At 45.3% G+C, this 25,445-nt stretch carries 17 protein-coding genes; 6 read left to right on the top strand and 11 right to left on the bottom strand.

Features of this window, described 5'->3' with window-relative positions; translation table 11 throughout:
• Window positions 1–125: 125 nt before the first annotated feature.
• Together L4C34_RS01700 and lrp are read right to left on the bottom strand one after the other, a co-directional pair.
• The gene (locus L4C34_RS01700; protein WP_428787606.1) at window positions 126–3,149 is read right to left on the bottom strand and encodes a DNA translocase FtsK; all 3,024 of its coding nucleotides are present in this window, start codon (window positions 3,147–3,149) and stop codon (window positions 126–128) included.
• Between the two features lie 158 nt (window positions 3,150–3,307).
• A complete protein-coding gene (gene lrp / locus L4C34_RS01695) occupies window positions 3,308–3,802 on the bottom strand; it encodes a leucine-responsive transcriptional regulator Lrp (protein ID WP_237362546.1) in 495 nt (164 codons plus the stop codon).
• Window positions 3,803–3,958: 156 nt separating this feature from the next.
• On the opposite strand from lrp, the gene ald reads away from it, so the two are divergent.
• Window positions 3,959–5,083 carry an alanine dehydrogenase gene (gene ald / locus L4C34_RS01690; RefSeq protein ID WP_428787605.1) on the top strand — a complete coding sequence of 375 codons (1,125 nt, stop codon included), beginning with the start codon at window positions 3,959–3,961 and terminating at the stop codon, window positions 5,081–5,083.
• Between the two features lie 146 nt (window positions 5,084–5,229).
• On the opposite strand, the gene yfbV is transcribed toward ald, so the two are convergent.
• A complete protein-coding gene (gene yfbV / locus L4C34_RS01685) occupies window positions 5,230–5,682 on the bottom strand; it encodes a terminus macrodomain insulation protein YfbV (RefSeq protein ID WP_428787604.1) in 453 nt (150 codons plus the stop codon).
• 343 nt (window positions 5,683–6,025) lie between these two features.
• On the opposite strand from yfbV, the gene L4C34_RS01680 reads away from it, so the two are divergent.
• Both L4C34_RS01680 and pta read left to right on the top strand, forming a co-directional pair.
• Window positions 6,026–7,222: an acetate kinase gene (locus L4C34_RS01680; RefSeq protein ID WP_428787603.1), complete on the top strand. Its 1,197-nt coding sequence runs from the start codon at window positions 6,026–6,028 to the stop codon at window positions 7,220–7,222.
• 113 nt (window positions 7,223–7,335) lie between these two features.
• Window positions 7,336–9,480: a phosphate acetyltransferase gene (gene pta / locus L4C34_RS01675; protein ID WP_428787602.1), complete on the top strand. Its 2,145-nt coding sequence runs from the start codon at window positions 7,336–7,338 to the stop codon at window positions 9,478–9,480.
• 163 nt (window positions 9,481–9,643) lie between these two features.
• On the opposite strand, the gene L4C34_RS01670 is transcribed toward pta, so the two are convergent.
• The gene (locus tag L4C34_RS01670; RefSeq protein WP_428787601.1) at window positions 9,644–10,594 is read right to left on the bottom strand and encodes a glutathione S-transferase family protein; all 951 of its coding nucleotides are present in this window, start codon (window positions 10,592–10,594) and stop codon (window positions 9,644–9,646) included.
• Window positions 10,595–10,854: 260 nt separating this feature from the next.
• Here L4C34_RS01670 and L4C34_RS01665 point away from each other — a divergent pair, with 260 nt between their 5' ends.
• The 3 genes from L4C34_RS01665 (at window position 10,855) to L4C34_RS01655 (ending at window position 16,216) form a co-directional block, all read left to right on the top strand.
• The gene (locus tag L4C34_RS01665) at window positions 10,855–12,393 is read left to right on the top strand and encodes a hypothetical protein (protein WP_428787600.1); all 1,539 of its coding nucleotides are present in this window, start codon (window positions 10,855–10,857) and stop codon (window positions 12,391–12,393) included.
• A 90-nt stretch (window positions 12,394–12,483) separates the two neighbouring features.
• On the top strand, window positions 12,484–14,004 hold the full coding sequence (locus L4C34_RS01660; protein ID WP_428787599.1) for a hypothetical protein: 1,521 nt from the start codon (window positions 12,484–12,486) through the stop codon (window positions 14,002–14,004).
• A 223-nt stretch (window positions 14,005–14,227) separates the two neighbouring features.
• Window positions 14,228–16,216: an LTA synthase family protein gene (locus tag L4C34_RS01655; protein WP_428787598.1), complete on the top strand. Its 1,989-nt coding sequence runs from the start codon at window positions 14,228–14,230 to the stop codon at window positions 16,214–16,216.
• Between the two features lie 155 nt (window positions 16,217–16,371).
• Here L4C34_RS01655 and L4C34_RS01650 read toward each other — a convergent pair whose 3' ends face one another.
• The 7 genes from L4C34_RS01650 to L4C34_RS01620 form a co-directional block, all read right to left on the bottom strand.
• The gene (locus L4C34_RS01650; RefSeq protein ID WP_428787597.1) at window positions 16,372–16,869 is read right to left on the bottom strand and encodes a hypothetical protein; all 498 of its coding nucleotides are present in this window, start codon (window positions 16,867–16,869) and stop codon (window positions 16,372–16,374) included.
• 214 nt (window positions 16,870–17,083) lie between these two features.
• Window positions 17,084–18,718, bottom strand: a complete 1,635-nt coding sequence (locus L4C34_RS01645) for a peptide ABC transporter substrate-binding protein (RefSeq protein ID WP_428787596.1) — start codon at window positions 18,716–18,718, stop codon at window positions 17,084–17,086.
• A gap of 655 nt (window positions 18,719–19,373) precedes the next feature.
• Entirely contained in the window at window positions 19,374–20,366 is a 993-nt protein-coding gene (gene oppF, locus L4C34_RS01640) for a murein tripeptide/oligopeptide ABC transporter ATP binding protein OppF (RefSeq protein ID WP_428787595.1), read from the bottom strand.
• On the bottom strand, window positions 20,363–21,334 hold the full coding sequence (locus tag L4C34_RS01635) for an ABC transporter ATP-binding protein (RefSeq protein WP_428787770.1): 972 nt from the start codon (window positions 21,332–21,334) through the stop codon (window positions 20,363–20,365). The genes oppF and L4C34_RS01635 overlap by 4 nt, the downstream gene beginning before the upstream one ends.
• Before the next feature lie 17 nt (window positions 21,335–21,351).
• Window positions 21,352–22,254, bottom strand: coding sequence for an oligopeptide ABC transporter permease OppC (oppC, locus tag L4C34_RS01630; protein ID WP_428787594.1), 903 nt, complete (start codon window positions 22,252–22,254; stop codon window positions 21,352–21,354).
• 14 nt (window positions 22,255–22,268) lie between these two features.
• Complete coding sequence (gene oppB / locus L4C34_RS01625; protein WP_428787593.1) at window positions 22,269–23,189, bottom strand: oligopeptide ABC transporter permease OppB; 921 nt, start codon at window positions 23,187–23,189, stop codon at window positions 22,269–22,271.
• Window positions 23,190–23,308: 119 nt separating this feature from the next.
• Window positions 23,309–24,937 carry an ABC transporter substrate-binding protein gene (locus L4C34_RS01620; RefSeq protein WP_428787592.1) on the bottom strand — a complete coding sequence of 543 codons (1,629 nt, stop codon included), beginning with the start codon at window positions 24,935–24,937 and terminating at the stop codon, window positions 23,309–23,311.
• Window positions 24,938–25,445: the final 508 nt, after the last annotated feature.

Here is a 25,445-nt window from a genome sequence, read left to right as displayed (position 1 = left end):
TCAGGTAGAAACAACAACGCCGACACACTAAGTGTCGGCGTTGTTGTTTCTACTCATTGGTCAGCCACACAGCCGCCAACAGCGTTTACGCTTTCTTACACGATGACATGTCTAAGTAGACCAAGCTAATTCATATCACGACCAGGCGCTGGCGCTAACACTTCACGGTTGCCGTTATGTCCAGGAGCACTCACGACACCTTGCATCTCAAGCTGCTCAACAATTCGAGCTGCGCGGTTATAACCTATCTTAAAGCGGCGCTGCACACCCGATACCGAACCACGACGAGTTTCCACGACATGCTCAACGACTTGGTCAAACAATGGGTCAACTTCTTCATCAGAATCCATTTTCTCACCCGGAAGTAAGGTCTCTGGAGATTGATCGCCACTGGTAATGTCATCGATATAGTTCGGCTTACCCCGTGCTTTCCAGTTATTCACCACCGCATGCACATCATCATCTGATGCAAATGCGCCATGCACTCGCACGGTATGGCTGGAGCCCGGCGGAAGGTACAACATATCACCCATTCCTAGTAATGATTCCGCCCCGCCTTGATCGAGAATCGTGCGAGAGTCTGTTTTGGTTGAAACGGTAAAAGCAACACGAGTTGGGATATTCGCTTTGATCAAACCAGTGATGACGTCCACTGATGGGCGCTGAGTCGCGAGGATCAAATGAATACCTGCTGCGCGCGCTTTTTGAGCAAGTCGAGCAATCAATTCCTCGACTTTCTTACCCACCACCATCATCAAATCAGCAAATTCGTCGATGATCACTACGATATACGGCAAGTTCTCCAACAGCGGCGCCTCTGGGTCCATACTGTCACCCGCTTGCCACAGTGGATCGTGGATTGGATGTCCAGCCTGTGCCGCCATTTTCAATTTATCATTGAAGCCTTTGATGTTACGAACGCCTAACGCCGACATCAGTTTATAACGTCGCTCCATTTCTCCCACACACCAACGAAGCGCATTAGAGGCGTCTTTCATATCAGTCACAACTTCGGAGAGTAGATGAGGAATACCTTCATAAATCGAAAGCTCCAACATTTTTGGGTCAATCATAATAAAGCGGACTTCTTCAGGCGTCGCTTTATACAACATACTCAAAATCATCACATTGACGCCAACAGACTTACCAGAGCCCGTAGTACCCGCAACCAACACGTGGGGCATTTTCGCCAAGTCAGCGATGACAGCATCGCCCGCAATATCTTGCCCGAGTACCACGGTTGTTGGCGAGGACGCATCGACAAATTGAGGGCTGCCCACTACATCAGAAAAGTACACCGTTTGGCGACTCATATTCGGCAACTCAAGCCCTACATAAGGCTTACCCGGAATAACCTCCACCACACGAACCGCTATAGCAGATAACGAACGCGCTAAGTCCATCGATAAGCCAGAAATACGGCTGACTTTCACGCCGGGCGCTAAGTCTAGTTCAAAGCGTGTAATCACGGGTCCAGGGAAGATATCAATCACTTGCGCCTGTATTTTATAATCGGCCAGTTTAGCTTCGACTAAACGAGCAATATCTTCAAGTGCGTCTCTGTCGATGAAGTTCTCACGCTTTTCAGGATGATACAGAATTTCCAACGTCGGCATTGGCTCTTGCGGAACAGGTAAGTCGACATCTTTTTGAACCAAAAATGGGTTGCGACTCTCTTTGGCTTTGGTCTGTGCGCTGGTTACCAACTCCTGAAACGCTTCAATATCTTGATCAGGCTCAAGTACTGTTTCTGTTGGTTCAACTTCAGGCTCTACCACCAAATCTGATTCAATTTCTTCTACTACCTCAAAAGAAGAAATCGTCGGCTGCTGGCGCTCTTCTTCCATCTCTATTGACTCTGGAATGGCTGCAAACGAAACCGGCTCACTATCGTCTAGCGTAAACTCTTCCGGCTCCACTGAATTTGGTGTCATCACAGATTCGACAGCTGGCTCACCCATCATCAGTGCTGATCCCGTTGAATCTACCGCAATCAACTCTGGTTTGGATTCTGGTTTAGGCTCAGGAAGTATTTCTGGTTCATTAAACTCAACAAGCGATGAAAGGTTTTCTGCGCTGCTTTGTTCCAATTCTTCAATCGTCGCATGCAAATCATGTACATGTGTCTCCACCACCGTCTCAGACGAACTAGCCAAGCTTGTGTTAACACCGTCATTAGTACCCGTTTTGAGAAACTGAGGTACCGATTCCTCTCTCGCCGATTCGTTCCTTTCAGGGACATGGATATTGAAACGGCGCTGAGCACTTTCCTCATTCACTCGCACCGCACTATCATTCTGGGTCTCAACGTCAAGAGGGTCTAATAAAGGAGCGGAAGTGTCGGGTTGCTGTATCATTGTTGTGTCTGAGCGATTGTTTGCGTTAAAACTATTGTTTTCATTAAAGCTATCGTTCGCATTGAAGCCATTTTTCGTGTCAACGTCGTTTTTCGCACGTAAACGATCAGCAGAATACGATTGCGGCTCTATTAGCTCATCTTGTTCACCGCGCATACGGTTTACCATCGCGGTTAGGGCGGTTGTCGATTTATCTCCTAGCCATTCGACAATTTTCAGCCAGGATATACCGGTCAGTAAGGTGAACCCTGCACCCCATAAAAATAGAAACACCAACGTCGAACCCAAGACGTTGAGCGTGGGCAGTGCGAGACTCGTCAGTACGTCACCAATCACACCACCAGAAGAAAAATACCAAATATCGTTAGCATTAATGTCTGCCAACCCGCAACTAGTGAGGAGAAGAATCACAAAGCCCAGAACGCGGGTGCCCCACAGCATGAAATCCAGTTCTTGTTGTTTGCCTTCTCGACGAAACGTCACCCAAGCGGTCGCGGCGATTAGAATCGGTACCAAGTACGCCAACACTCCAAAGGTAAAAAACAAGGTATCGGCGACGCATGCACCAATGAAGCCGCCTGCATTATTGATATGCATTCCCCACGCGGTCTGAGACCAAGATGGATCGGCAGGACTAAATGTGAGGAGGGCGACGAAAAGAAGCATCGATATGAGCACAGCTAAAATAAGCCCACATTCTTTGAGGCGCTGTGAACCATCTAGGCGAAAGGAGTGGGAATCTCCGCCCGTTTTTAGAATCGTTTCGACCTTTTGTTTGCTCTGTTTGAACATAAGTTATTGAATCATCCGCTGACACTATCTCTATTAAAGATAGGCACTATTAAATACAAGTAGAGCGGCAAAGCGCCGCTCTTAAAGATTTAAACATATCGGAGTGCAAAACCCAATTGCCAAACGTAAGAATATGGAAAGGTTATGACTGGGTGAGGCTAGCGAGTTTTAATGACTAAGTGGTTGGTCTGTTTCACTTCTTCCATCACCACATAAGTCCTTGTGTCATTGACGCCCGGTAAACGCAGTAGAGTATCCCCTAGCAATTTACGGTATGCGCTCATGTCAGACACTCGAGTTTTAAGCAGGTAATCGAAATCACCTGACACCAAATGACACTCCTGAATGTCATCAAGCTTTTGCACCGCAGTGTTAAATTGCTCAAACACATCGGGCGCACCGCGATTTAACGTAATTTCAACAAACACTAACAGCGAAGCGTCCAAATACTGCGGATTGAGAAGCGCAGTATACCCCAAAATGTACCCCTGCCGTTCTAAACGTCGAACCCTTTCCAAACAAGGAGTTGGTGACAACCCTACTCGTTTAGATAGCTCAACATTCGAAATTCGACCGTCTTTTTGTAACTCATTAAGTATGTTGCGATCGATACGGTCGAGGTCCTTGGACGGTTTCTTGTAGTTATCTACCATTTATTATTCCACCTTTTAACTTCCTTGCAAAAAAATATACTACATATTTTTAATATTCAGTATCAAATTTTATTATTCTACTACTATACTAGTTATTAACTCGACGAAAGTGCTGAAAGCATAGTTAATCCAACCAAAAAACAATAAGGAGTCAGGATGATCATTGGCGTACCAAAAGAAATTAAAAACCACGAATATCGTGTTGGAATGATCCCTGCGAGCGTAAGAGAACTTGTATCACTCGGCCACCAAGTATTTGTAGAAACCAAAGCGGGAACAGGCATCGGTTTTTCCGATGACGATTACATTTCCGTAGGTGCATCCATTCTTCCTAAAGCTGCTGACGTGTTTGCCAAAGCAGATATGATTGTGAAGGTTAAAGAGCCTCAAGCTGTAGAGCGTGCGATGCTTAGAGAGGGGCAAATATTATTCACTTATTTGCACCTAGCACCAGATTTCCCACAAACAGAAGACCTGATCAAGAGCAAAGCTGTCTGTATAGCCTATGAGACTGTAACAGATAATATGGGAAGATTACCACTGCTGGCACCAATGTCAGAAGTGGCTGGCCGCATGTCAATTCAAGCTGGCGCGCAAACTTTAGAGAAGTCTCACGGTGGTCGCGGTTTACTGCTAGGTGGCGTACCTGGTGTTGAACCTGCAAAAGTTGTCATTGTGGGCGGCGGTGTCGTTGGCGCTAATGCTGCACGCATGGCTGTAGGCCTACGCGCAGACGTTACTATCCTCGACCGCAACCTAGATACACTGCGCAAGCTTGACGAAGAATTCCAAGGCCAAGCAAAAGTGGTTTATTCTACGGAAGACGCAATTGAGAAGCACGTTCTAGCGGCAGACCTCGTCATCGGCGCAGTCTTGATTCCAGGCGCTGCGGCTCCTAAGTTGATCACTAAAGAGCACATCAAGAACATGAAGCCTGGCGCTGCAGTTGTTGACGTGGCTATCGACCAAGGCGGCTGTTTCGAAACTTCTCACGCAACCACTCACGCAGAACCAACTTACATCGTTGATGATGTGGTTCACTACTGTGTTGCTAACATGCCTGGCGCTGTTGCGCGTACTTCTACATTCGCTCTTAACAACGCCACTTTGCCATACATCATTAAATTGGCAGGCAAAGGCTACCGTGAAGCGCTATTGGAAGACAAAGGGTTCCTAGAAGGCCTAAACGTTATCCACGGTAAAGTAACTTGCAAAGAAGTAGCAGAAAGCTTCGACCTAGAATACGTCGATGCTGAGAAAGCAATTTCAATGTTCAACTAAGCCAGTCAAACATTGGCTGCACTTGACCAATCACTCTGCATACAAATAAAGCTGATCGATTGGTCAAACCCAATAAAAAAACTCTCGCACGATGCGAGAGTTTTTTCGTTCAAAGCTTGTTCATTCGAAATAGCAGAATTACACCATTAAAACCAACGTTCCAGCGCCGACTTATCTAGCTGACGAAAAGCGCGATTGAGGATATTGGCTAGCTCTTTATAGCGCGGCTTCATTTTGGCGGGCTCAAGCGCGATCCCTGCATCGGTAATTTTCTGATGTATTTCTAGATACCAATTGGCTAATGCGGGCGGCAGTTGAGTATTGGCACGGTTACCGAGCCACCAAACTCCCTGTAAAGGAAGGCTAATAGCAAACAAACTAATCAAAACGGCTTGAGGCATGGCTTGAGCATTGCTAAACACCATTTGTGTTAACACACTAATTGCCGCGATAGCTGGCATGACTTTAATGCCAAATCGAGTTGCTTTAATAATTCGCTGCTCAGGGAAAAGAAGGTTGAGTTCTTTACGCATCGGCCATGCATCCATGTACTTCTGACCGCTCTTCAAACTGGTTACTAAACCGACTTTATCGTGCATATATCCCCCTACCAACAACTTAGCTGGCTACAATAAATTTTAACATCTCAACAAACAATGTAAAAAATCACACTTTTTTTTATAATTTATAAGTTTTTTTGCTATCATTACGTGTTCTACGGACACGTCCTTGCTAGCTCTATATCTCATTGTTGCTTATTTTGTCAGTATGAGCAACTCCAGCGCTAGTAACTTAGGACTCGACGTGCTACCCCCTTTAAGGTAACTCGTTGTTATACGGAGATTAAAGGTTTTTGACTGAGAATAGGCCTAGAGTCACAAAGTCTCTCATTATTCTCAAGTTTAATATTTTGTTACAACCGATTAATACAGGTAGTCACTCATGTCTAAGCTAGTTTTAGTTTTAAACTGCGGTAGTTCTTCTCTCAAATTCGCGATCGTTGATCCAGTCAATGGCGACGAATACCTAACAGGTCTGGCTGAATGTTTGCATCTTGCTGATGCGCGTATTAAATGGAAGCTTGACGGTAAGCACGAAGCGCAACTTGGAGAAGGTGCAGCGCATGATGAAGCGTTAGCTTTTATTGTTGAAACTATCCTTGCATCTAAGCCTGAACTTGCAGCACAACTAAAAGCAGTTGGTCACCGTGTTGTACACGGCGGCGAGCAGTTCACGAAGTCTGCGGTTATCACCGATGACGTGGTCAAAGGCATCGAAGACTGTGCAACTCTAGCACCATTGCATAACCCAGCAGCAATCACTGGTATTAAAGCCGCTCAAAAAGCCTTCCCTAGCTTGCCAATGGCAGCTGTTTTTGACACCGCTTTCCACCAAACTATGCCACAAGAAGCGTACCTATACGCTCTGCCATACAAGTTGTACAAAGAAAACAGCATCCGCCGCTACGGCATGCACGGTACTTCTCACCTATACATCACTCGCGTCGCTGCCGAGCTTCTAGGCAAAGAAGAAAACCAAGTAAACATCATTAACTGCCACCTTGGTAACGGCGCATCTGTATGTGCAATCAAAAACGGCCAAAGTGTCGACACTTCTATGGGCCTAACGCCACTAGAAGGTTTGGTAATGGGCACGCGTTGTGGCGATATTGATCCTGCTATCATCTTCCACCTACATGACGCTCTAGGTTACTCAGTTGATCAAATCAACACTATGCTAACCAAAGAATCTGGCCTACAAGGCCTAACTGAAATCAGCTCTGACTGTCGTTTCGTTGAAGACAACTACGCAGAAAAAGAAGAAGCTAAGCGCGCAATGGACGTATTCTGTCACCGCCTGGCGAAATACATAGCTGGCTACACGGCAACTCTTGAAGGCCGCCTAGACGCTATCGTGTTTACTGGTGGTATCGGTGAAAACTCAGCTCCAATCCGTGAAGAAGTTCTAAAACGTCTTGGCATATTTGGCATCGAAGTCGATGGCGAAGCGAACCTAAAAGCACGCTTTGGTAAAGAAGGCACTATCACTGCAGACAGCAGCCGCATCCCAGCCATGGTTATCTCAACCAATGAAGAGCTAGTGATCGCCGAAGATACTGCGCGTCTATCTAGTCTATAATTTTGTCCTAACTGGCGAGCTAAACGCTCGCCAGTATTAGGTGCCAACTTCTACCGTTTCCCGCCCTAGAAGTTGTACATACCATTCAAAGTAAAACGAGTTAAGGTACTATCATGTCCCGTACTATCATGCTTATCCCTATCAGCGCAGGCGTTGGCCTCACTAGCGTTTGTATGGGGGTACTTCGTGCCATGGAGCGCAAAGGCGTTAAGGTTTCTTTCTACAAGCCTATCGCACAGCCACGTGTCGACACTGAAAACTACACCGATTTAAGCTCATCGATCCTCGCTTCAACCAGTGACATTAAGATTGGTGAACCGACTTCAATGTCTGAAGCAGAACACTTCATCGGTACCGATAACATTGATGAGCTGCTAGAAACCATCGTTGAGCGTTACAACCACATCAACAAAGGGTCTGAAGTGACTCTAATCGAAGGGATTGTACCAACTCGCAAGCACCCATTTGCGAACCAAATCAATGCTGAGATTGCCGCGACTCTTGGCGCAGAAATTGTGTTTGTTGCTAACCCAGGCACAGATAACCCGACTCAGTTAAAAGAGCGCATTGAAGTAGCCTGCTCTCACTTCGGTGGCACTAAAAACAAGAACATCTCTGGCGTTATCATCAACAAGCTAAACGCGCCAGTTGATAGCGAAGGCCGCACTCGCCCAGACTTATCTGAAATCTTCGATGATGCAAACGGCGCTAAGCAAACGAATATTGAAGTGATGCAAATCTTCAACTCTAGCCCAATTCGCGTGCTAGGTTGTGTGCCTTGGAGCATCGATCTGATTGCAACTCGCGCGATTGATATTTCACGGCATCTTAAAGCTGAAATCATCAACCAAGGTGATATCCAGTCTCGTCGTATCCGCAGCATTACCTTCTGTGCTCGCTCACTACCACACATGATCCAGCACTTTAAACCAGGTTCTCTGCTCGTTACTTCTGCAGACCGCCCTGACGTTATCGTTGCCGCGGCACTTGCTGCAATGAACGGTGTGGAAATCGGTGCAATTTTGCTTACAGGCGGCTACGATATCCCTGCAGAAATTCAGCACTTGTGCCAACCTGCTATCGATACTGGTCTACCAATTTTCCGAGTTGGAGGTAACACTTGGCAGACTGCTCTGAACCTGCAAAGCTTCAACCTAGAAGTACCCGCTGACGATAAAGAACGTATTGAGCTAATCAACGATCACGTTGCTAGCCACATCGACGGCCCTTGGATTGATTCTCTAACGGAAGGCACACAGGGCATCCGCCGCCTAAGTCCACCAGCATTCCGTTACCAATTGACCGAGCTTGCGAGAAAAGCAGGTAAGCGCGTTATCTTGCCGGAAGGCGATGAGCCGCGCACGATCAAGGCTGCTGCAATCTGTGCTGAGCGTGGAATTGCACAATGTGTGCTTCTAGGTAACCCTGATGAAATCCGCCGCGTTGCCGCGCAACAAGGTGTCGAGCTGGGTGCTGGAGTCGAAATCATTGACGCAGACAAAGTGCGTGATAGCTATGTTGCGCGTCTAGTAGAACTTCGCGAGAAGAAAGGCATGACCGAAGTCGTGGCACGTGAAAAACTACAAGACTCAGTATTCCTTGGCACCATGATGCTAGAGCGTGACGAAGTTGACGGCCTAGTTTCTGGCGCAGTTCACACAACGGCGAACACCATTGTTCCTCCGTTCCAGATCATTAAAACAGCGCCGGGCGCATCAGTCGTCTCTTCTGTGTTCTTCATGCTGCTCCCTGACCAAGTATTGGTCTACGGTGACTGTGCGGTGAACCCAGATCCAAACGCTGAGCAGCTAGCCGAAATCGCAATTTCTTCTGCCGATTCAGCAGCCGCATTTGGTATCGACCCTCGCGTTGCAATGATCTCTTACTCTACGGGTGAGTCAGGCTCTGGCGCAGATGTAGACAAAGTACGTGAAGCGACTCGCATCGCGAAAGAGAAACGCCCTGATCTTGTGATCGACGGCCCTCTACAATACGATGCCGCAATCATGGAAAGTGTCGCTGCTTCAAAAGCGCCAAACTCTCCAGTTGCCGGTAAAGCGACCGTGTTCGTCTTCCCAGACTTGAATACAGGTAACACGACCTACAAAGCGGTACAACGTTCTGCGGATCTTGTTTCTATCGGTCCTATGCTGCAAGGCATGCGTAAGCCAGTGAACGATCTATCGCGCGGCGCATTGGTTGACGACATCGTCTACACCATCGCGCTAACCGCAATTCAGGCGTCACAAGCAGAATAGTGTTTAGCACTCCTCGCTAGTTAGCTTCAGCTAAAATGCAAAAAGTCCTCGACTCCGGTCGAGGACTTTTCTTTGGGGAGGACTTTGCCAATATTCGCGACTACAGACCTGCTACCAACCTATCTTAACGACTTAACTTCACGATTTAACTTCACACACTAGCTTAACGGCCCACCATTTCTCGATTATGCGCGCTATCTAAATCAAGCTCAGGTCCTTCCGGCACAATCTGAGTTGGATTAAGTTGCGTGTGGCTAAAGTAATAATGGCGCTTAATGTGATAAAAGTCCGTGGTTTGTTTGATGCCTTCCACTTGGTAAAGCTCTTTCAAATAACCCTGCATGTGAGGGTAATCCTGAATGCGCTTTTTATTGCATTTGAAATGACCGACATACACGGCGTCAAAGCGAACCAAGGTGGTAAATAAACGCCAATCGGCCTCAGTAACTTGATTCCCGGCCAAATAGCGATGGGTCGATAAATGCGCTTCAACCTTATCTAATGCGTTAAATAACGAATCATAGGCTTCTTGATACGCCTGCTGATTCGTCGCAAAGCCGCAGCGATACACACCATTATTGATGTTTGGATAAATATAATCATTCCAGCGATCCACTTCTACGCGCAATGCGTCAGGGTAATGGTCATCATGGTTGCCCGTCAGCGAGTTAAACGCTGAGTTAAACATACGGATAATTTCCGACGATTCATTACTCACTATGGTGTTGGTCTTTTTGTCCCACAGCACAGGAACCGTCACTCTCCCTGTGTAATCGGGCTTGGCTTGCGTGTAGATCTGATGCATCCGAGTATGACCAAACAATGGCTCCGGCAGCCCCATTTGCCAACCTTCTGACAGCATATCAGGGCAGACTACCGTCACATCAACATGCTCAGTTAAGCCTTTTAACTCTCTAAAAACCAAAGTGCGATGCGCCCAAGGGCAAGCCAACGATACATATAAGTGATAACGCCCAGATTCAGGAGAAAACGGCGCATTCGGCTGGTCTTCAATCCAATTTCGAAACCCAGATTCTTCTCGCACGAACTTACCATCACTAGATTTAGTGTCGTACCACACATCATGCCACACACCTTCAACTAACTTTCCCATTGTTCAATCCCGCTCTAGATTATTTCCTTTAATCTTAGCGAATTGAATATTCATGAAAAGCGGATGGATTTGATGGAGATGTTTGAAATTATTGATTGCCAAGCATTGCGCCACAAGTGGATATAAATCTTGTTTTATATGATCCCATTAACATATGCTTACATACTTCATTGACGCATATCTCCCCACTGCTTAGAGTCCCTGCTCCAATAAAACCACAACCATTTGATAACAAGCCTTAAACAAAAAGGAAAAGGTTAATGAAGAAAGCAGTTGTAGTGACATCGCTAATGGCAATGTCATGTTTCGGCGCGCACGCTTCCACATCGGAAAGTGCAACGCCAACTATCCTTACACAATCTGATGCACCGAGCGTGCTAGGTAGCGGTTATTCATCTTTAATGCAAATGAGCCGTATCTCATGCTACAAACCCACGAATGTCTATACTGCCGGGGGGGCTAAATCTGTATTAGAGTTATCGAACAACACAACTTATGATGACATTCAAAAGCAGCTACATATCAACGTAAAAGCCCACGGCGGTATTGGCCCCTTCTCTGGAAAAGGCTCTGCGGATTATTTGCGGACCACACGCGACACCCGTTATTCACAATCTTTCTACTACAAGGCTGGCATCACGTTCCCGATGGAATCCTTTATGCCAACAAAAACAGGTAAAGATGGCCTAACACCTATGGGACAAGCTGCCCTAGCAGCCGGACCAGAGAAGTTTGTTGCACTATGCGGCGATCAGTTTGTTCAAGGGGTAGTGCCGGGAGCCAATCTAATCTTTACCCTGAAACTAGACTTTGCAACCACGACAGATAAAAGCAACTTCAATAGCAGCGTGAGCGGTAGCTGGGGACTAAACGGCGCATCCGACGCTATCCAAAAAATTGTCAACGAGAAGCATATAAAGGGCAGTTTATCACTGTTGGCTTATCAGGAAGGAGGTGACCCAACTCAATTAGCTAAAATATTCTCTCGCAAAGATGCTAAAGGACACTATTACGCCCTTACCTGCTCACTCGATGATCTCAACTCGTGCACAGGCACCATTGATGGCTTTATCGATTACGCGAAAAATAACTTTCCTGACCAGCTGAACTATCAAGACGGAACAGTGGTGGGCAATGCTTATCCTATTGATTTTCACCACGAAAATTACTCTACCTATAAGGTTGATATTGCTCAAACGCCAGCAAACGAAGAAACTATTACAGCGCGCAACAAGTTAGGCGATTTATTATACCAAACCGAAAATAATATCGACTTTGTGGATCGTTATTTAAACTCAATTGTTGCACCTTATTTCTCGGTGGATGCCAAAGATAAACTTGAGTCTATTTCTCATGCATCGCATAACAACTTAGCGTTATTAAATAGCCCGTATGATGGAGCGATTCAATGCTACCTCAATCCAGAACAGTGTGTTGATATTGAGAACAATATCGACGCTAGCCTATCTCCGGTTGATCAGGAGACTATTGATTACTTTAAAAATACCATGTGGCAAGTTAACGCTGACGAAGAGAAATATTTCCCTATCGATCTCAAAGGGCATTTCGCTCAAATTATTGATAATAGCGAATTTGTATTAATCTCTCATATTCTCCTAGATGAAAGCAAGACACATCTAACGATGAATACCCAATCACTTGGCGTACTTTCATATACATCATATGAACCGGGGCTGAGTTTCACTGCCAATGGAGATTACTACGGAAAAGTCAAACAATGCTTTTTTGGTTGTACTGATCTGTATCAGCATATAACTATGCATATAAACGAATTATGATCAAAAAATAACGCCATTTTATAAAATCATATTCCGTATACATCATCCTAAAGTTCGTATAGATAAACTATCTCCAGTAGGTAAATATTAATGAAACAAACAATTTTTATTGCGTCACTGATGTCGATAATAAGCGTGGGAGTGAATGCCGAATCACTCAAAAATGAAACACTTAAAGCTCCAGCCGCAGTTATGCTTGGCAGTGGGTTCTCATCACTCAAGCAAACTACCCGCCTACCTTGCTATATACCAAGTGAAGCTCACTATGCCAAAGGCGGCAAAGCCATATTAGGTCTATCCAATAGCACTTCGTTTGATGATATTGAACATATGCTCCACACCAATATCTCGGCCCATGGCATGATCGGTGCGTTTTCCGGTAGCGCATCGGCTGACTATCTGCGGGATACTCGTGATACGCGCTATTCCCAATCTTTTTACTATAAAGATGCCATCACCTTTCCAATGGAGTATTTTACCCCATCAAGCTACGGCAACTTAGCTTTGAGCCCACTAGCGCTCTCGAATTTGCAAAAAAGCCCAGAAGCTTTTTCTGAAATGTGTGGCAACCAGTTTATTCAAGGTATCGTTCCCGGAGCTAACCTGCTAGTAACCCTTAAACTCGACTTTAAAACCACGACAGATAAGCAGGTTTTCTCTAGCAGTGTTAGCGGCGGTTTAGGTATAAATAGCGCATCATCCAGCATTCAAAAAACAGTGAAAGAAAAACATATTCAAGGCACGATATCCGTCCTCGCCTATCAGGAAGGCGGCGATCCAACTCGGCTGGCTAATATTTTTAAACTAGACACTAAGGGCCACTATTACATTACCACCTGTTCACTAGACAATTTAGATGCCTGTACCAGTGCCATTGATGGTTTTATTGACTATGCGAAAAATGACTTCCCTAATCAGTTAAGCGTTAAAGATGGCAAGGTGGAAGGCAGCGCTTACCCAGTTGATTTTCATTATGAAAATTACACCACTTTTGGCGTTGACGCGGGAAAACCAGTTACGAGCCCAGAGATCGTTGCCGCGCGCAATAAATTAGGGGAGCTACTGTATAAAACGGAAGAGAATTTAGATTTTGTCACCCATTACCTGCACTCTGTTGTCAGCCCATATCTATTGCCAGATGCACAAAATAAACTAGAGTCCATCGCCCATGCTCTTGACAATAACTTAGCAATGATCAACAGCCCTAATGATGGTGCAATTCAGTGCTATTCCGATCCTACAAACTGTGTGGCAACCGCCGCAAATATCGAGTCCAACATCACTCCGATCGATCAAGATACCGTAAATTATTTCAAGAATACTATGTGGACTTTCGGGATACCAGGTAAAACCAACTATTACCCAATTGACACAGACGATCATTTTGTGGGGGTAGTAAGCTCAACAGGAAAGGTAATCGGTTATTCAACACTTATTCATCCAACAGATAATGGACAGCACCTTCCGATAAACTATCTCGATATAATGGGCAATGCACATCATTCTTCTGGAAGCGGTCTTACACTTTCAGACTCAGGACTCTATTCAGGGATCGTAAGCGATGACCTCTTTGGCACACAGTATGTAGAAAAGTTTGTAAGCAATTTATAAATTATATGAATGCGAGAGGGGGGATATTAGCCCCCTCTTATTACTAATATAAATAAAATCACCTTTCTGCAAGACACCCCATTTTCAGAATCATCAAGCCCCTCTCCTACCATAACCCGATCAACCTCTCACTTTAACTCTTGATGTCCTCTCAGCCCTTTTATATCAAGGCTTGAGCATATAGATTGCATAGTTAAAATTAAAACCTAGAGATGCTCAAAGAATGTCCGTTTCCGCTTTTTTATTGCCAGTTAAGCAATCGCTTGGGGTTGTGTTCCCTATGGCGATGATTTTTGTCACTGGTATACTTATTTTTACTTTATCTCGGCTTGCGCTCTGCCTATGGAAAAAAGAACGCGTTACCAATGCTAAAGGCTGGAAACCTATTTTCGTTTCTGGGTTGCGGATGGATGTGGTGAGTGCCTGCTATGTGATTATTTTACCGTGTTTGCTTGCCCCCTTATTCATCGGCGTGCCATATATTGGCCCAGCAATGGAAATGTTTTTGCGCGTTTGGTTTACGATTGGCTTGTGGCTGATTGTGTACATGGAAGTTGCAACTCCTATGTTTATCGAAGAATATAATGTGCGACCAAACCGCTTCTTTGTAGAATATCTGATCTACCCGAAAGAAGTATTTTCTATGCTTTGGACTGGTTACAAATTGGCGCTGGCGATGGCTGCCGCGATTTCAATCGCAACGCTGTACTTTGGCTGGCAATACACTGGCTACTTACTAGAAGGGCTACACTCCCCAGCTTGGTATTGGCGACCTGTTTTAGCACTTGGCACCGTGGCGCTTTGTGTATTGGGCGCGCGTTCTTCACTCGGTCACCGAGGCGTCAACCCATCATCGGTTGCGTTTTCTACCGATAACCTGATGAATGACTTAGTACTCAACTCAACCTATTCACTGCTCTACGCTATCAAGTTAATGCGCAGAGTGATTGATGCTGCCAACTTCTACCCAGAAATGTCCGACGCTGCTGTCGTTAAATCAATGCAAAACAATAGCCAGCTGCCGGCCCATGAATTCAAACATCCAGAACTTCCGACACTCGCCTACCGAGAGGCCACCCAAACAGGTAAGCCTAAAAATATTGTGATCCTGTTGCAAGAAAGTTTGGGTGCACGTTTTGTCGGCGGTTTAGGCGGTATGCCATTAACACCAAACCTCGATAAGCTAATGAAAGAAAGCTGGAACTTTACCCGTATGTACGCCACGGGCACTCGCTCTATTCGTGGTATCGAGGCGGTCACCACCAGCTTTTTGCCAACCCCGGCCAATGCCGTCGTTAAACTGCCAAAAAGCCAAAACAACTTCTATTCACTGGCGCAAACCTTGAAGACAGAAGGCTACCAAACTCAGTTTGTTTATGGCGGAGAAAGCCATTTCGACAATATGAAGAGCTTTATGCTGGGTAATGGCTTTGTTAATATTCAAGACATCACCAAATTCGACAACCCTGAATTTGTTGGCTCTTGGGGCGTATGTGACGAAGATCTGTATAACAAAGCGCATGAACAGTTTAGTCAGTTTGCTGAAGAATCCGATAAGCCATTCTTTAGTCTAGTGTTTACGACAACCAACCATTCTCCGTTCGAATATCCGAAAGATAAGATCGACCTCTATAATAAGCCCGCGGGAACGTGTGAAAATGCCGTGAAATACTCGGATTACGCGCTAGGAAAATTCTTAGAAAAAGCCAAGAATTCGTCCTACTGGGCAGACACCATTTTTGTGGTAGTCGCCGACCATGACGCTCGTGTTGAGGGCGATCAAATAGTGCCAATCGACAACTTCCATATTCCAGCGGTGATATTTGGTGGGGGTGTTGGGCCTTATGAAGATTCACGTCTGGCGAGCCAAATTGATTTGCCACCAACCTTGCTTTCTCTTGCTGGGGTGAGTGCCCATCACCCAATGACAGGGCACGATTTCACCAAGGAAGTGGATTCAAATAAGCGTCGCGCGGTGATGCAATACCACCAAAGCTTTTTGTGGCTAAATGAAGATCATCACGCTGTGGTATTCCAGCCAGAACGAGAAGCGATGACGTTCAAATATGAGTCAAAAGGACACACGCTCTCGGAGTATAATGTACCAGCAGCTGAAGTAGAGACGGCCAATGCCATGGCGCTATGGGCCAGCCTTTGTTACAAGCAAGATTTCTATCAATGGGACAAGATTGAAGCCGCAATACGTGCATAACTCAGTGCACAGTTAGCATCTGACAACTTGTCTCCAATATGAAATATCAGACGCTAGCGGCTTAGCTCAAAACAAAAGCGCTCAGTTTTATTTTAAACTGAGCGCTTATTTCATTTAAATAATCTGATCATCATTTTACCGGCGACTGATACGCCTTAGTCATCCGTCTCATAATTCGCCGCAGAGAGTTGCCCTTTCTGCATCATGACTTCAACATCACTTCTGATCTGCGTGGTGGTGATCAAGCCGCCTGCAACGTCAAACTTTTCCATTAGTAACGCTTGGACATTTTTCGAGGTATCACCGGATAAACTGTAGTTGTGGAACGGACATTTACTCATCCACTTTTCAATATTACCCGCGATTAAAATTTGAGTGATCTGCCCTGTGCACTTACTCGATTCACTCTTTAGCTGCTCCACCGCCTCTTCAAGAGTATTTTCCATGGTCATACGAAACAAATGCAACCCAACCATGCCGGTCTCAAAACCAATCGTAATACTGATACAAGAATCAATTCCGGGATATCGGATAGTGTGCAGGTGGAAACCCACCGCTTGTTTCAAACACGTATTACTCATCCCATTCGACATGAGTTCAGGAATACCGCTCTGATTGGGAGTGGTTGCTTCGTCTGGCATTAAAAACGTCATCTCTAGCTCCATGCAGTTCAATTTATAGACACATAAACAACCGTAAATAGGAATCCCTTGTAAAACCAGCGACGTTAGCGCAAATCAACACCTTGATCCCGTATACAAATGTTAAACCGAGAGCTGCCTCAGATGTTTCGCTCAATAAAAAACGCGACCTCAAAATAAGAGGCCGCGCTGATCTTCATTCAATCAAACAACTATGAGAGCAAGGTTAACTTTTCGCTTTCATATAAAGGTTTTTAGTGTATATATTATCCTGAGCATTGTTCATCGGATAACCACCCACTGTAGGAGAAACCAAACGCGCTGTAACATATTGATAAATAGGCGCGACTGGCATATCCCTCGCAAGTATATTTTCCGCTTGATGGTAAAGTGAATTACGCTCTTTCGTGCTTGTTACTTGCATCGCTTTCTTGATCAACGAGTCGTACTGTTTGTCGTGGTACTTACTATTATTCTCAGCATTACCCGTTGTCATAAGGTTTAAGAATGTCGACGCTTCATTGTAATCCCCTGTCCACGATTGACGAGCGACTTGGAAGTTGCCTTCTTGTAGAGTTTGCAGATACGTTTTCCACTCTTGATTCTCCAAGGTCACTTTCACGCCAAGCTCTTGATTCAGCATCGCTTGAATGGCAACACCAATTTTCTTGTTTTGCGCGTCCGTGTTGTACAACAAAGAGAAAGACAATGGATGAGCTTTGTCGTAGCCTGCTTCTTTTAGCAATTTCTGCGCTTTAGCGATGCGCTCTTTTTGCGTCATTTTCTCCCAAGCTGGTTCACCCGGCTTGAAACCTGAAATAATATCTGGCGTTAAATTGTAAGCCGGAAGCTGACCCTGTCCTAAAATAGCGTTGGCGATGATATTACGGTCGATAGCATAAGACAGCGCTTTTCGGACGCGAACATCGTTAAACGGTTTCTTAGTGGTGTTAAAACCATAGTAATAAATCGATAGATTACCCGTTGTCTTCACCTCTTGTGGGTGTTCTTTTTTCATCAGGTGATATTGTTCTAACGGCATCGCATACGTCATTTGCATACCGCCCGCTAGAAAACGGTCCATTGAAGCGACCTGATCGGTTTCTGGCAAAAACGTAACTTGATTGATCACCGTATGTTCATTGTCCCAGTAGTGTGGGTTGCGTTTCAATACGATACGGCCACCCACTACTCGTGTTTCCAATTCATACGCGCCATTACTGACCATGTGTTTTGGCTGTGTCCACTTATCGCCCCATTTCTTAATCGCAGGCGGATAAACTGGCATCATCACACCGTTCACGAGCATTTTCACAAAATAAGGCAGTGGCGATTCAAGGGTGATTTGCAAAGTGTGGGCATCAATTGCTTTTACGCCAAGTGTGTTCTTACCTTTCTTGCCATCAATAATGGCCGATGCGTTCTTGATATTACTTTCTTCGATATACCAAGAATACGGAGAACCCGTTGCCGGATCGACCGCTCGCTCTAGTGCAAACACAAAATCACCAGCGGTGACAGGTTCGCCGTTTGACCATTTAGCGTCCTTGCGTAAATGGAATATGTAGGTCTTGTTATCTTTAGTATCCCAGCTCTTCGCTACCCCCGGGATAGTGTTACCGTCAGCATCTTGAGTAACCAATCCTTCAAACAGATCGTTGTCAACGTTGGTACCGGGAATCCCTTCAACTAACCCCGGATCCAGCGTTGCAGGCTCTGCTCTATTGCCTCGCACCAACTGTTGCTCTTTTGCTAGATGTGTCCCTGCTGGCACTACCGCGGCAAAAGAGGCAGTCGTCAGCGTCGCTAGAGACAGCCCTGCGCCAATTAGAATAGTTTTGGTTATTCTGTTTTTGTACATTATTTACTCCAAGTATTTATTTTCCGCTCAATGCTCATGCTCAACGTCACCTATCTAGAACGGCATCTAGAGCAACTCTATTACGTAAACTCTATGGCGTAACGCGGCTGCATAATGTGACATTTGAAAGCTTCCCATCTCTGCGCTTAAGTAATTTGATTGTTTTTCAGTAAGAGTTATTAATTTCATTTATTTTTATGTATTGAAAATAACTTTATCACTTACATTTTGTAACATAGCAATTTACACGCCAGATATACTTTAACTCATCCACATTATTTACCGAACGCTAACCCATTATTGCGAAATATAATTTATGGGCATTTAACATATAAAAAACACCAAATATTATAAATAGTGATTAATATACAAATAATTCATACGATATACTATATGCCACATGCAAAAACGAACAAAATTCAACCAACAGTGCGTCGATAGAGAATCTAACCTTTAATTTTATTTTGATCGTGATTAAAGGTGAGTCTTATTTCTCAGCAGACAGAGAAAATATAACTATCGGGGGGAGTCGATAGAATGCACCAAAATAGAAACATATCCCTGCACTATATTCGCGCATAAAAATATTAGCGCATAAAAAAGCGCGGCCCGATATCGCGGCCGCGCTGACGCCTGTCACAGGCTGAACTTGCTGTTAGATGTGTGAATGCAGACAAGACACCGCATGCACGCTAGATCCTTCCATCATAGGTTTAGTTTTCGAGCACTCCGCCGTTGCTTGTGGGCAACGGGTACGGAACACGCAACCTGATGGCGGGCTGATAGGAGATGGTAAGTCCCCTTCTAACATCTCTATCTGTTTTGCGCGCTCAAGTTTTGGATCCGGAATCGGCACCGCAGACATCAAAGCACGAGTATAAGGATGTTTAGGATCAGCGAACAAAGAGTCAGCTTCACCAAGTTCAACCGCATTACCCAGATACATAACCAACACACGATCAGATATATGTTTCACGACCGATAAATCATGCGCAATGAACACCAAACTTAAACCCAGCTCTTTTTGCAGCTCTTTTAACAGGTTGACTACCTGAGCCTGAATCGATACATCAAGAGCGGACACTGGTTCATCACAAATGATCATTTTCGGCTTGAGAATCAAGGCACGAGCAATACCGATACGTTGACACTGTCCACCCGAAAATTCATGAGGATAACGGTTGATTACGTTGGGCAGCAAGCCAACCTTAGTCATCATTTCCTTAACTTGCGCTTTCACTTCATCTTTGCTGAGCTTTGGATAAAACGTTTGCAAAGGCTCTGCAATGATGTCGCCGACGGTCATACGTGGGTTAAGAGACGCCAAAGGATCTTGGAAAATCATCTGAATGTCTTTACGCGTTTCACGGCGCTGAACGTCCTTCATTTTGGTCAAGTCTTGCCCAAGCCAGACAACTTCGCCTTCCGTTGCCTCCACTAAACCGATGATTGCGCGAGCAAAGGTCGATTTCCCACAACCAGATTCACCTACCACACCAAGAGTTTCACCTTCATATAGTTGCACGTTAACACCATCAACGGCTTTCAGGTTTGAAGGCTTAGCCCACGGCCAAGCGGATTTAGACGCAATACTGAAGTGGACTTTAAGCTGTTTTACATCGAGTAATAATTGTTTATCTGCCATCATTTGCCCCAAGACTCCCAATCAGAAAAACATGCACGTTTACGCCCATCTGCAAATGGGGTCAGGATTGGTGATTCAGTTTTACAACGGTCACCAACTCGGTGACAACGGTCTTGATAAGGACACCCCGGTGGTAAATGCAATAAGTTAGGTGGATTACCTGGAATCGTTGGTAGGATCTCTCCTTCGGTATCCAAGCGAGGAATAGCTTTCAGCAAGCCTTCTGCATAGGGGTGAGTCGGTTGGTAGAAAATCTCATCCACCGTGCCATATTCCATGGTTCGCCCTGCGTACATCACCAATACTTTGTCACACGACCCAGCAACAACACCGAGATCGTGCGTGATCATAATGATTGCGGTATTAAACTCTTGCTTCAGCTCATTTAGCAAATCCATGATCTGCGCTTGTATGGTCACATCTAACGCGGTGGTTGGCTCATCGGCAATCAGAAGCTTGGGTTTACATAACAGCGCCATTGCAATCATCACTCGCTGGCGCATCCCCCCTGAAAATTCATGGGGATACATGTTGATACGCTTACGAGCTTCTGGAATTTTTACCGCTTCCAGCATACGTACTGATTCTTCAAACGCTTGTGACTTACTCATCCCTTTGTGTAGGATCAGGACTTCCGTCAGCTGATCGCTTACCTTCATATAAGGGTTAAGCGAAGTCATTGGATCTTGGAAAATCATTGCTATTTGTTCAGCGCGCACTTTGTTCAGTGCTTTCTCAGGCAAGTTTAAGATCTCATTGCCTTCAAATTTGGCGCTTCCCGAGATAATACCGTTTTTAGCCAGCAGTCCCATCAGGGCAAATACCGTTTGAGATTTGCCCGAGCCTGACTCGCCGACAATTCCCAATGTCTCTCCTTGCTTTAAGGAGAAGTTCAAATCATTTACTGCGGTGACAATACCATCATGAGTAGTAAACTCTACGCGCAGATCTTTGACATCTAATAAGCTCATCATTCTTTCCTTATTCTTTATCTGTCTTTTGGATCAAGCGCGTCGCGCAGACCATCGCCAACATAGTTGAAGCAAAATAGCGTAACCATCATAAAGGCGGCAGGGAAAGCCAACTGCCAAATCGCCACTTGCATGGTGCTGGCGCCTTCTTGAAGCAATGCGCCCCAACTGGTCATCGGCTCTTGCACACCAAGGCCAAGGAAAGATAAGAAAGATTCAGTCAAAATCATGTTTGGCACAAGTAACGTTGAATACACCGCCACAATGCCCAATACGTTTGGCACGATGTGACGCGTAATGATTCTCCAATTACTCACACCGGAGACCTGCGCCGCTTCAATGAACTCTTTATTTCTTAGGCTCAGCGTTTGTCCGCGAACAATTCGCGCCATATCTAGCCAAGCAATCGCACCAATGGCGACGAAAATCAGGATAATATCGCGGCCAAAGAAGGTAACTAAAACAATCACCAAGAACATGAATGGGATAGCGTATAAGATTTCTAGGATACGCATCATCACGCGGTCAGTACGACCACCGATAAAGCCAGAAGCGGCTCCATAAAGGGTACCAATCACCACGGCCACTAACGCACCTAATACGCCGACCATCATGGAGATTCGACCACCCACTAAGGTTCGAACATACAAGTCACGCCCTAAGCTATCAGTACCAAAATAGTGCTGAAGAGACGGCGCGGCATGCATCGAATACCAGTCAGTATCGTCGTAAGTATACGGCGCAATCATTGGCAGAAAAATCACGGCCAAGGTTATCAATACAAGAATGCACAAGCTCACCATAGCGGCTTTGTTACGCATAAAACGAATGCGGGCATCTTGCCACAAGCTGCGACCTTCAATTTCGAGATTTTCCGAAAAATTTTCAATCGCTTGTAAGTTTTCTTTTTTGGTTAACATAACGGCACCTTAACTTAATAGCGGATCTTCGGATCGACGTAGGCCAATAACACGTCGACGATGGCGTTGAATAAAATAAACAAGAGACCGATCAAGATAGTCACCCCCATCACCAAGGAGTAATCTCGGTTAAAGGCTGCGTTAACGAACAGCTTACCGATGCCCGGCAGGCCAAAAATGGTTTCGATCACCACCGAACCCGTGATAATGCCGACGAACGCTGGTCCCATATAAGAAATGATTGGCAGTAGAGCCGGTCTAAGAGCGTGCTTCACCACGATATAAGGATAACTCAACCCCTTCGCACGGGCGGTGCGGATAAAGTTACTATTCAGGGTTTCAATCATCGAGCCACGGGTAATACGCGCAAAGGTCGCGATATAGAGCAGTGACATCCCGAGCACCGGCAGCGCCATGTATTTAAACGATCCGTCCATCCAGCCCCCGGCGGGGAACCAACCGAGCCGTATCGAGAAAACGTATATGAGTACCGGAGCCAACACAAAGGAAGGCATCACCACCCCGAGCATGGAGGTGGACATTATGGTGTAATCAAACCAAGTATTTTGCTTCAAAGCGGCTATGGTGCCGATAAATACCCCCATGATCACAGTGAAAATAAAAGCAGTAAAACCAATCTTGGCGGAGACAGGCAATGCCCCTGAGATCAGCTCGTTCACTGTATAATCTTTGTATTTAAAAGACGGGCCGAAATCGCCACGGAGGACATTGGATAAGTAAGTAAAATATTGTTGAGAAACTGGTTTATCTAGGCCGTATTTGGCGTTGATGTTGGCCATTACTTGCGGTGGTAGCGGACGTTCACTAGAGAATGGATTTCCGGGCGCAAAACGCATTAAAAAGAACGATATGGTGATCAATACCAGCATAGTCGGTATCGCTTCGAGTAATCGTTTGGCTATGAATTTAAGCATGAGCTCACTCTTTCGGTCTGTGACATTGCAAATTTAGGTACGACACTACATACACCGCAGCATCTAGAGCTGGGGTATGTAGGTCGTGATTTCATTTATTATTAGAATATCGAGCGATATTATTTCGCTTTGATATACAGATCTTTAGCGTAGATATTACCTTGCGCGTTATGCATTGGATAACCACCCACGGTCGGTGAAACAAGGCGAGAGTTTACATACTGATAAATTGGCGCGACTGGCATATCACGAGCAAGCATCATTTCAGCTTGGTTGTACAACTTGTTACGCTCTTTTTCAGTTGTCACCACCATAGCTTTATTCATGATCGCATCGTAATCTTTGTTGTAGTATCTGGAGTCATTGTTGCCATTATTGGACATCAAGACATTCAAAAAAGTCGAGGCTTCATTGTAGTCCCCACACCAGCCAGCACGGGTGACATCGAAGTTACCTTCACGACGGGTTTCAAGGAAAGTTTTCCACTCTTCGTTTTCAAGTGTGACATCCACACCCAATGTTTTCTTCCACATCGATTGAACTGCGGTGGCAATCTTCTTATGGTTATCCGCCGTGTTGTAAAGCAGCGTAATCTTTAATGGGTGAGATTTGTCGTAGCCCGCCTCTTTTAGCAACCCCACCGCTTTTTCGTTGAGCTCTTTCTGAGTCAGTTTTGCATACGCTGGGCGCTTCGGCGTGAAGCCCGCGACGATATCTGGCGTGAAATCATAAGCAGGTTTTTGCCCCTGTCCCATAATAGCATTAGCGATAATGTTACGATCGATGGCATAAGATAACGCTTCGCGCACACGGACATCGTTGAGCGGCTTACGCGATGTATTGAATCCGTAGTAGTAAGAGCACAAATAGCCCGTAGTCTTAATATCTTCTGGATGTTCTTTCTTCAGGCGACGATATTGCTCAATCGGCATCTCGTATGTGATCTGCATGTCACCAGCCAAGAATCGGTTCATCGCAGCCACTCGGTTTTCAACTGGTAAATAAGTGACTTGGTTGATAACGGTATCTTTGTTATCCCAGTATTCTGGGTTACGCTCGAGCACCATACGCTCGTTCACGACCCACTTTTTAAGCACATAGGCGCCATCACTCACAAAGTGCTCAGGCTTAGTCCACTCGTCGCCCCACTTTTCAACCGTCGCTTTGTGCACCGGCGCCATAGTGGTGTGTGACATCATCTTAACGAAATACGGAATTGGCTTATCGAGTTGAATTTCTAGCGTATGTGGATCAATGGCTTTTACGCCCAATGTGCTTTTATCTTTTTTACCGCTGATAATTGCCGCAGCGTTTTTCATGGTGGTCATCTCAACGTACCATGCGTACGGAGAAGCAGTGCTTGGATCGACGGCACGGCGGAAGCTGTATGCGAAGTCTTCTGCGGTCACTGGATCGCCATTCGACCATTTAGCATCACGAAGGTGAAAGATATAAGTTTTGTTATCTTTGGTCTCCCAGCTCTTTGCAATACCTGGGATGATATTGCCATCTCCGTCTTGAATCACTAAGCCTTCAAAAAGGTCACGAACAACGTTAGAGCCCGGAACCCCTTCCACTTTTTGTGGGTCAATAGTGGCGACTTCTGAGCCATTATTCCGAGTTAACTCCTGCACTTTGGCAAGCTTAGTCCCCGTTGGAACGTTTGCTGCGTAAGACAAGGTTGATGTAGCGGCCACAGCTAACCCCGCGCTGAACCAAAATGCTTTCATAATTTTATTTTTATACATTAACTAAACTCCAAACTTTCTGTATTGCATCCGTGAATTCCTCTTTTTGGGCACTAACAACGGCTGCCAGTGATTTAGGTGTAATTCGCATTAATATTAAGCAGAAAACTCTAAACACCCCATAAGATGACAGCAAACGTTACCAATCATCCGGCACATTTGCCATAGAAATGTTGCAGATAATTTAAAAAAACCACACAAGCGCAACATTTAAGACAAAAGAACCACTAATTATAAAAACTCCAGTAACATCGTCTATAAATTAGACTTGGATCAGGTTTTGATCTGGTAATGACAAGGAGTTTACCCAAAACTGACAGTGGAACATGTTGAAAAAGATGGAAAAATTATTCTTATCGCTCATTCTCTGTGGAGACTACAGGAAAGGAGGTGGTTACGAAGTCATGTAGGAAGGTAGCAAAAACACAATGAGAGAAAAGCCGCTCTGGCATCTATCGGATATAGGCGAATGAATACATGGATAAAATATCACGTAACAAAAAAGCCG

This window comes from Vibrio profundum, from assembly GCF_050337555.1.
In the GTDB taxonomy this organism is placed as follows: domain Bacteria; phylum Pseudomonadota; class Gammaproteobacteria; order Enterobacterales; family Vibrionaceae; genus Vibrio; species Vibrio profundum.
The sequence above is the reverse complement of the archived record's forward strand: the minus strand, read 5'-3'. Positions and strand labels throughout refer to the sequence as shown.